Source organism: Streptomyces sp., assembly GCF_019510245.1.
Classification (GTDB): domain Bacteria; phylum Actinomycetota; class Actinomycetes; order Streptomycetales; family Streptomycetaceae; genus Streptomyces.
Genome location: NZ_JAEKKT010000386.1, coordinates 1 through 7467 on the forward strand (window position 1 = coordinate 1; position 7467 = coordinate 7467).

At 69.7% G+C, this 7467-nt stretch carries 8 protein-coding genes; 7 read left to right on the forward strand and 1 reads right to left on the reverse strand.

All coding sequences use genetic code 11. The annotated features are described in order from the left end of the window. Both JF597_RS52445 and JF597_RS52450 read left to right on the forward strand, forming a co-directional pair. On the forward strand, positions 1-750 hold a 750-nt coding region (locus tag JF597_RS52445; RefSeq protein WP_294013982.1), incomplete at its 5' end, for an MFS transporter. A gap of 812 nt (positions 751-1562) precedes the next feature. Continuing rightward, on the forward strand, positions 1563-2315 hold the full coding sequence (locus tag JF597_RS52450; RefSeq protein ID WP_294013990.1) for an SDR family oxidoreductase: 753 nt from the start codon (positions 1563-1565) through the stop codon (positions 2313-2315). A gap of 46 nt (positions 2316-2361) precedes the next feature. Here the strand turns inward: JF597_RS52450 and JF597_RS52455 are convergent, their stop codons facing one another. After that, the gene (locus JF597_RS52455; RefSeq protein ID WP_294013983.1) at positions 2362-3183 is read right to left on the reverse strand and encodes an IclR family transcriptional regulator; all 822 of its coding nucleotides are present in this window, start codon (positions 3181-3183) and stop codon (positions 2362-2364) included. 117 nt (positions 3184-3300) lie between these two features. Between JF597_RS52455 and JF597_RS52460 the strand changes: the two genes are divergently transcribed. The 5 genes from JF597_RS52460 to JF597_RS52480 all read left to right on the forward strand — a co-directional run. Further along, on the forward strand, positions 3301-3927 hold the full coding sequence (locus tag JF597_RS52460) for a carboxymuconolactone decarboxylase family protein (protein WP_294013985.1): 627 nt from the start codon (positions 3301-3303) through the stop codon (positions 3925-3927). A gap of 395 nt (positions 3928-4322) precedes the next feature. Next, positions 4323-4718, forward strand: a complete 396-nt coding sequence (locus JF597_RS52465; protein WP_294013986.1) for a fumarylacetoacetate hydrolase family protein — start codon at positions 4323-4325, stop codon at positions 4716-4718. Beyond that, entirely contained in the window at positions 4715-5578 is an 864-nt protein-coding gene (locus tag JF597_RS52470) for a fumarylacetoacetate hydrolase family protein (RefSeq protein WP_294013987.1), read from the forward strand. The genes JF597_RS52465 and JF597_RS52470 overlap by 4 nt, the downstream gene beginning before the upstream one ends. 103 nt (positions 5579-5681) lie before the next feature. Continuing rightward, positions 5682-6458, forward strand: coding sequence for an SDR family oxidoreductase (locus JF597_RS52475; protein ID WP_366916581.1), 777 nt, complete (start codon positions 5682-5684; stop codon positions 6456-6458). 191 nt (positions 6459-6649) lie between these two features. Continuing rightward, on the forward strand, positions 6650-7467 hold an 818-nt coding region (locus tag JF597_RS52480; protein WP_294013989.1), incomplete at its 3' end, for a cytochrome P450.

A 7467-nucleotide genomic window follows, 5' to 3' on the forward strand; every position in this document is an offset into this window, starting at 1 on the left:
CTGGCCCTGCAGACCATGTGCGCCTCCATCTCCGCCACCGCGTTCTTCGTCATCGGCGGCGCCCTCGGCTCGGCGGGCTGGCGCGCGCCCTTCTGGATCTACGCCGTGGGCCTGGTGCTGGCCCCCGCGATGGCGCTCACCCTGTCCAGGCCCAGGCCGGCCGGCGCCGCGGAAGCCGAAGAACCCGCGGGCGAGAAGAGGCCGTTCCCCGTGCGCCTGCTGGCGGGCATCTGCGCACTCACCGTGTTCGGCGCGATGGTCTTCTACACCGTGCCCGTCGAGATGTCCTACCTGCTCGACGACCTGGGCGTGAAGTCCACCGGCGTCATCGGCCTGGCCACCGCGGTCGCCAGCGCCGCCACCGTGGTCGGTTCCATCGCCTTCACCAGACTGTCCGGCAACCCGGACCGGAGGCTGCCCCTGGTGTTCGCCCTGTGCGCGGCCGGTTTCGTGGTGATCGCCCTGGCGAACAGCCCGGTGATCGTGATCGTCGGCGCGGTGCTCAACTGCCTCGGCACCGGCATGCTGTTGCCCTCGCTGCTGACCATCGCGATGTCCAGGCTCAGCTACGCCGACCGGGGCCGCGGCACCGGACTGTGGACGGCCGCCTTCTTCGCGGGCGAGTTCATCAGCCCGCTCGTCCTGATCGGCCTGGAATCGGCCACCGGCAGCATGGCCCACGCCGTCGGCGTCCTCGGTCTCGCCTCGGCCCTGACGGCCGGCGGGCTGCTGCTCGGCCGTCGCCGGTGACCGTTGTCCGGACTCCGAGGGGGATCCGACGGGCCCACGCCGCCCGGCCGTCGCCGATCTGCGGAAGGGTCATGGCCGCCGAGCACAGCAGCGAGGGGCGCGCGGCACTGCTCAGGGCAGGGGGACGGCCATGCCTGAGCTGTGGCCGCCGCGCAGGAACAGCCCGCTGATCGCGGCGGCCGCCAGGCAGGCGAGGGCGGTTACCAGGAACCCGAGGTTGTTGCCATGTGTCCGCCTCCGTCACCAGCGCGCCGACGGGCGGTCCCATGGGCGCCGAGGCCACGGCGAGCGGACAGGAGCGTGGACGTGGAGCTGTGGCCGGTCATGGCCGACGCCGGTGTCCCGATCGATGTGGTCGCCGTCCCTGCCGTGGATACGCATGGTCAGGACTGATATCGCAGCGTCCACCTTCGAGTGGATCAGGGCGGCACGCCCCGGATGGCGCCCCGTGGCGGCTGGCATCCCGCCGCACGGCCCGTCGTGCAGGACGGGGCTTGCGGCCGAGAAGGCGTGACGCTTTCGGGTGTCGACCGGCCCAAGCGGCTCACCCATGGCACCCGCGCCCGCTGTCCCGTTCCGTGCCGGACACCGTTTTCCATCAACGAAAGGGCGCGTTCCCCTCCACGCCGGGGTCACGCAGCATTACGCCCAGTAGGCCTGACCGGCCTCGCGGTATGCCCCGGATGCCCATTCGTCGGCCGGTCCGGGGGCCACCGACGGGTCGTACTCCCGCGATGGACATCCCATCACGGAAGCACCTATCGTCACTGTGAAAGTTACTTTCATTGGACGAAAGAGGGGAAGCAGTCGTGATGTGGTTGGGACTGGAAGGCAGCCGGGCGCTCGTCATAGGGGCCGGCGGCCTGGGTGCCGCCTGCGCCCGGGGACTCGCGGACGCCGACGCGCACCTGGCCGTCGTGGACGTGGACGAGGCGAAGCTCAAGGCTCTGCGGGACGAGCCGGCACTCGCGGACGTCGATGTGCACGTGATTCCGGCCGATGTCACGACCTCGACGGGCTGTGACGAAGCCGTCCGGGCGGCGGCCGACGTGCTCGGCGGGCTGGACGTGCTGGTGCACGCGGTGGGAACCAACGACCGCCGGGCGGTGGTCGACACACCGGACGAGACCTGGGAGCGGATCCTTGCGCTGAACCTGTCGAGCGCCTTCTATGCCGGGCGGGCGGCGGGACGTCTGATGCGCCAGGCCGGGCGCGGGAGCATGGTGTTCTTCTCCTCCGTCTCCTCCCGGCTCGCCCACCCGCACCATGCCCCCTACGCCGCGACCAAGGGCGGACTGGACCAGCTGGCGAAGGTGATGGCCCGTGAGTGGGCCGCCGACGGCGTGACCGTCAACGCGGTCGCCCCTGGCTACACGGAGACCGAACTGACTCGCGAGTACCTGGCCAGGCCGGGGATGCGCGAGGAGATGCTCGGCCTGGTCCCGGCCGGGCGTCTGGGCACCCCGCAGGACGTGGTCGGCGCCGTGCTGTTCCTCGCCTCGGCGCGGGCGTCATTCATCACGGGGCAGGTGCTTTATGTGGACGGTGGCCGCACACTCGTCTGAGCCAGGAGCCGACCGGACAGGACGGCACCGCAGACCGCCTCGTCCCTCACCTTCCGCCGAGCAGCCGTGTGATCTCCTGACAGGTGTTCAGCAGGCGCGGGCGCAGCTCGTCGAGCAGCCGGGTGACGGGAAATCCCATCGCGGGTACCGCGACATTGGCCGCGGCCACCACCGAACCGGAGGCGTCACACAGGGGCGCGGCCACCGAGCGCAGGCCGTAGGCGAGTTCCTCGTCCTGTACCGCCCAACCCCGCTCGCGAACATCGGCCAGCACCGGGCCCAGCTCCGCCAGGGACCGGATCGCGTTGGGGCCGGTCGCGCCGGTGAAGGACTCCTCGGTGAGGCGCTTGTGCAGCTCGGCGTCGTCCAGACCGCTCAACAGGACCTTTCCGATGGAGGTGTTGACGGCAGGAAGCCGCGAGCCCACCTGGATGTTCGCGGTCACCAGGTCGTTGTTGCGCAGCCGGATCAGGTACAGCACCTGGTCGCCGGACAGGGTGCCCAGGTTGACCGTCTGGCCCGTCGTGGCGGCGAGCCGGCGCAGCGGCCCGTCGGCGAGTTCCACCACGTCCATGCCGCGCAACGCCGCGAAGCCCAGTGTGAGGACTTTGGGGGCCGGACGATAGGCGCCGTCCGGCAGCTGCTCCAGGAAGCCCTCGGTCACCAGGGTGGCGGCCATCCGGAAAGCGGTCGGCAACGGCACTCCGGCCTCGGCGGCCATGTCCGTCAGCTTCATCGACGACCGCTGTTCGGAGAACTGCCCGAGCAGCCGCAGCCCCTTGGCCAGTGCCTCGACGTGGTAGCTGCGCCTGGACGCCGCGGAGCCGTCGGCGGGCAGGGAGTCGGTCGGCTTTTCACGCGGCGGCACGAAAGGTCTCGCTTTCTGTCTGCTGGGCACAGTGGACGCCAGAGGGGCCCGGTCCACTTTCATTCTATGGAAGTCAGCATCAGATTCATCCGCCATGGGGCAACCAGGAGGACGGAAATGGGAGTGCGTCTGGGCGGGCTGCTGCCCGGTGAACTGAACGAGGAGCAGGCCGAGGTCTACCGGGCCATCACCGGCGGCGCCCGCGCCTCGGGGCCGCAGGCGTTTCCCCTGACCGACCAGGAGGGGCGGCTGCGCGGCCCCTTCAACGCCATGTTGCTGAGTCCCCCGGTGGGCCTCGCGACGCAGGCCCTCGGCGCGGCCGTGCGCTACAACTCCTCGCTGAGCGATCGCGTGCGGGAAATGGCGATCCTCGCCGTGGCCGCCCACTTCGACAGCGCCTTCGAGCGGGAAGCCCACGAAGCCATCGGCCGCACCAGCGCGGGCCTGGACGAATCAGAGATGGCCGCACTACGGGCCGGCCGGATGCCGGAACTCACCGAGCCGGCCGAGCGCGGTGCCCTTCGGGCGACGAGGGCACTGCTGCGGCACGGCACATTGAACGACGCCGAGTACGCCGACGCCGTGGCCGCAACCGGAGAACGCGGTGTGTTCGAGCTGACGACGCTGGTCGGCTACTACTCCATGCTCGCTCTCCAGCTGCGGGTTTTCCTGGGCGAGGGCAGCACATCCGGTGCGGATGACCGCGGGCCTCAGCCACCAGAACGCCTTGACAGCCCACGGTGACCCTTCAATACTCAACCCAAGTTCACACAGTGAATATAGCTTTCATTCTACGAAAGTAGGCGGAGAACCGTGAAGCTGATCACCTTCGACGACGGACGGGTCGGCAGGCTGGAACTGGAGGAACGCCTTGTGCTGCCCCTCGAAGTCCGCAGCACCCGGGAGTACTTCGAGCGCGACGGCAAGGTCTCGGAGACCGGCGACCGGCTGCGGCTGCGGCTGGACGACGTGACACTGCGCGCTCCGATCGTGCCGAAGAAGTTCTTCCACACCTCCGGCAACTTCCGTGAGCACGAGGACGAGTCGAAGAACGTCGACTGGTCGCACCCCATGCACAAGGGCATCGTGTTCTTCCAGAACGTCGACGCGATCGCGCCCGCGACATCCAGCGCCGCGAGATGGAGTCCGGCGTCTTCTCCTTCTGCAAGGCCATCGACACCTTCTGCCCGGTCGGCCCGTACATCGTCACCGCCGACGAGATCCCCGACCCGCAGAACCTCGACATGGAACTGCGGGTCAACGGCGTGGTCCGGCAGAAGTCCAACACCAGCCGCATGTCGGTCTCCATCCCGCACCTGGTCGCCTACCACTCCCCGCAGGGCTACAGCGCCGGCGACCTCATCACGACCGGAACCGTCCAGGGCGTGGCCGGCTTCAGCGGCGACCCCGACATGTACCTCAAGCCCGGCGACGTCGTCGAGGCCGAGGTCGAGCGCCTCGGCGTGCTGCGCACCCCCATCGTCAGCTGGCAGGAGGGGCACGGGACCCCCGTACCCGCGAAGGTGGACTGGTGAGGCTCGGCGTCCTCGGCGGCCACAGCGTCGTGGTCAGCGGCGACCGGGCCGCGAACATCCGTTGGGCCTCGCAGGGCAGGCTGCCCGACGACCCCATGGCACTGCTGGAAGACTGGCCACGCCTACGCGACTGGGCGGTCGGGTTGCCCGCGGAGGCGTACGACATCCCGGTCGTCCCCACCGCGCTCGGCGCGCCGGTGCCCCGCCCCCGCCAGGTGTTCGCCGTCGCCCTCAACTACCCGCCGCACGCTGCTGAAGCGGGTTTCACCCCGCCCGGGGAACCGCTCGTCTTCACCAAGTTCCCGGCCTGCGTCACCGGCCCGCACACCAGCGTCGCCCTCCCTCCGGGCAAGGTCGACTGGGAAGTCGAACTCGTCGCCGTTGTCGGCCGAGAGACCTACCGGGTGAGCGAAGACCACGCCTGGGAGGCGGTGGCCGCCCTGGCCGTGGGTCAGGACCTGTCCGAACGTGTCGCCCAGCTCCAAGGAAAGCCCGCCCAGTTCAGCCTGGGCAAGTCCTTCCCCGGCTTCGGCCCCATCGGCCCCGTCCTGGTCACCCCGGACGAACTCGACGACCCCGACGACCTCGAGATCACCGGAGTGCTGAACGGCGAGGTCGTCCAGCAGGACCGCACCAAGTCCATGATCTTCCCGGTGCCGGAACTCATCGCCCGGCTCTCGGCCGTGCTGCCACTCTTCCCCGGTGACCTGGTCTTCACCGGCACCCCGGCCGGCGTCGGCAACCGCATGAACCCGCCGCGCTACCTCACCGACGGCGACGAACTCGTCAGCCGTATCGCGGGCATCGGCGAGATCCGCCAGCATTTCACCGGCCCCGCCCAGCGGTCGTCGGGGAGTTGAGAGCCGCGACAGCCCGTCGGCTGCCTCTGCGACTTCACCCCCGGAAACCGGCGTCCGACCATCGCAGACAAGGACCCGCATGTCCGACCACACCCCGCCCGCCATGCCCATCCCCCGCCGTTTCGAGGGCCGCACGGTCCTGGTCACCGGCGCCGGCACCGGCTACGGCGCCGAGATCGCCGTGCGCGCCGCCCAGGAGGGCGCCCGCGTCGCCGTCCACTACCGCAGCTCCGCCGCCGGAGCCGAGAAGACCCTCGCCCGCATCAAGGACGTGGGCGGCGAGGCGTTCACCGTGCAGGCCGACATCGCCGTCCACTCCGACGTCATCCGCATGGCCGAGGAGGTCTTCCTCCGGTTCGGCGGCCTCGACGTGCTGGTCAACAACGTCGGTGACGTGGCGAGCGACCAGATGTCCTGGCGGGACCTCACCGAGGAGTCCATCGACCACGTACTCGCCGTGGACATCAAGGGAACCATGCTCTGCACACACGAGATCGGCTCCCGGATGCTGGACCAGGGCCACGGATCGATCGTCAACATCGGCTCCACCGTGATCGTACGCGGCAGCGCGCGGGCGCCGCAGTACGCCGCCGCGAAGTACGGCATCCTCGGCATCACCAAGTCCTACGCCCAGGCCTTCGCCCCCTTGGTACGGGTCAACACCTTCGCACCCGGCTTCATCGAGACCGAGACCCTCCTGAGCCGCGCGGACTGGAAGTCCGGCCGCCGCGAGGACATGATCGCCAAGACCCCGATGGGCCGCATCCCCGGCCCGGCCCAACTCGCGGGCACCGCCCTCTTCCTCGCCACCGACGACGCCTCCCACATGACCGGTGTCTACCTCAACGCCGACGGCGGCTTCAACATGATCGGCGCCTGAGGCAGGCACACCGCTTCCCTTTCGTCAGGAGCGTCACAGCGCAGTCGGGCCACACCCAGGCTCTGCACACCCACCCTGCCCCTCCAGGCCTGCCACGCCCGGGGCGCCACCGGCCTGTGGGCGGGCGGGTCGAACGAAGCTGCAAACACGAGCGCATGCAGTTCACCGCGATGAATGATGGGGAGTCAACGATGACTACGGCCGCTACTCCGGTGTCCGACGTGGACATCTTCGCCGACGATGTCCTGACCGATCCCTACCCCGCCTACGCGGCGTTGCGGGAGACGGGCGCCGCCGTGTATCTGGAGCGCTACGACTGCTGGGCGCTGCCCCGGTACGAACACGTACGGGCCGCGCTGCGCGACCACGAACGGTTCTCCTCCGTGGACAGCGTGGGCTACGAGCCGTCGCTCAACGAAGCACGCCGGGGTGGTGTGCTGGCGACGGACCCGCCGGAACACGACGTGCTGCGCTCGGTGCTGTCGGAGAGCCTGGCCCCGCGCGCGCTGGCGGGCCTGAAGGACGACATCGGTCGGCGCGCGACCGAACTGGTCGAGTCCGTGGTGGCCCGCGGTTCCTTCGACGTCGTGAGTGATCTGGCGCGCGTGTTCCCGCTGACGGTGGTGGCGGATCTGATCGGGATGCCCCTGCGCGCCCGGGACGAGGTACTCGTGTTCGCCGACGCGTTCTTCAACACCTTCGGCCCCCTCAATGAACGGACGACGGCGTCGGTACAGGTCTCCGAACGGCTGCTCGACGAGCTCATCTCCATGATGAACCGCGACGACCTGGCCCCAGGAGGCTGGGGCGAGGCGCTGTATCAGGCGGCCGACCGGGGCGTGATCGGGGAGCACCAAGTGGGACGGCTGCTGCGCGCGTACCTGGTGGCGAGCATGGACACGACGATCAACGCGATCAGCAGCGCGCTGTGGCTGTTCGCCGAGCACCCGACCGCCTGGACGGCCCTGCGCGCCGACCGGACGTTGCTCCGTTCCGCTTTCGAGGAGGT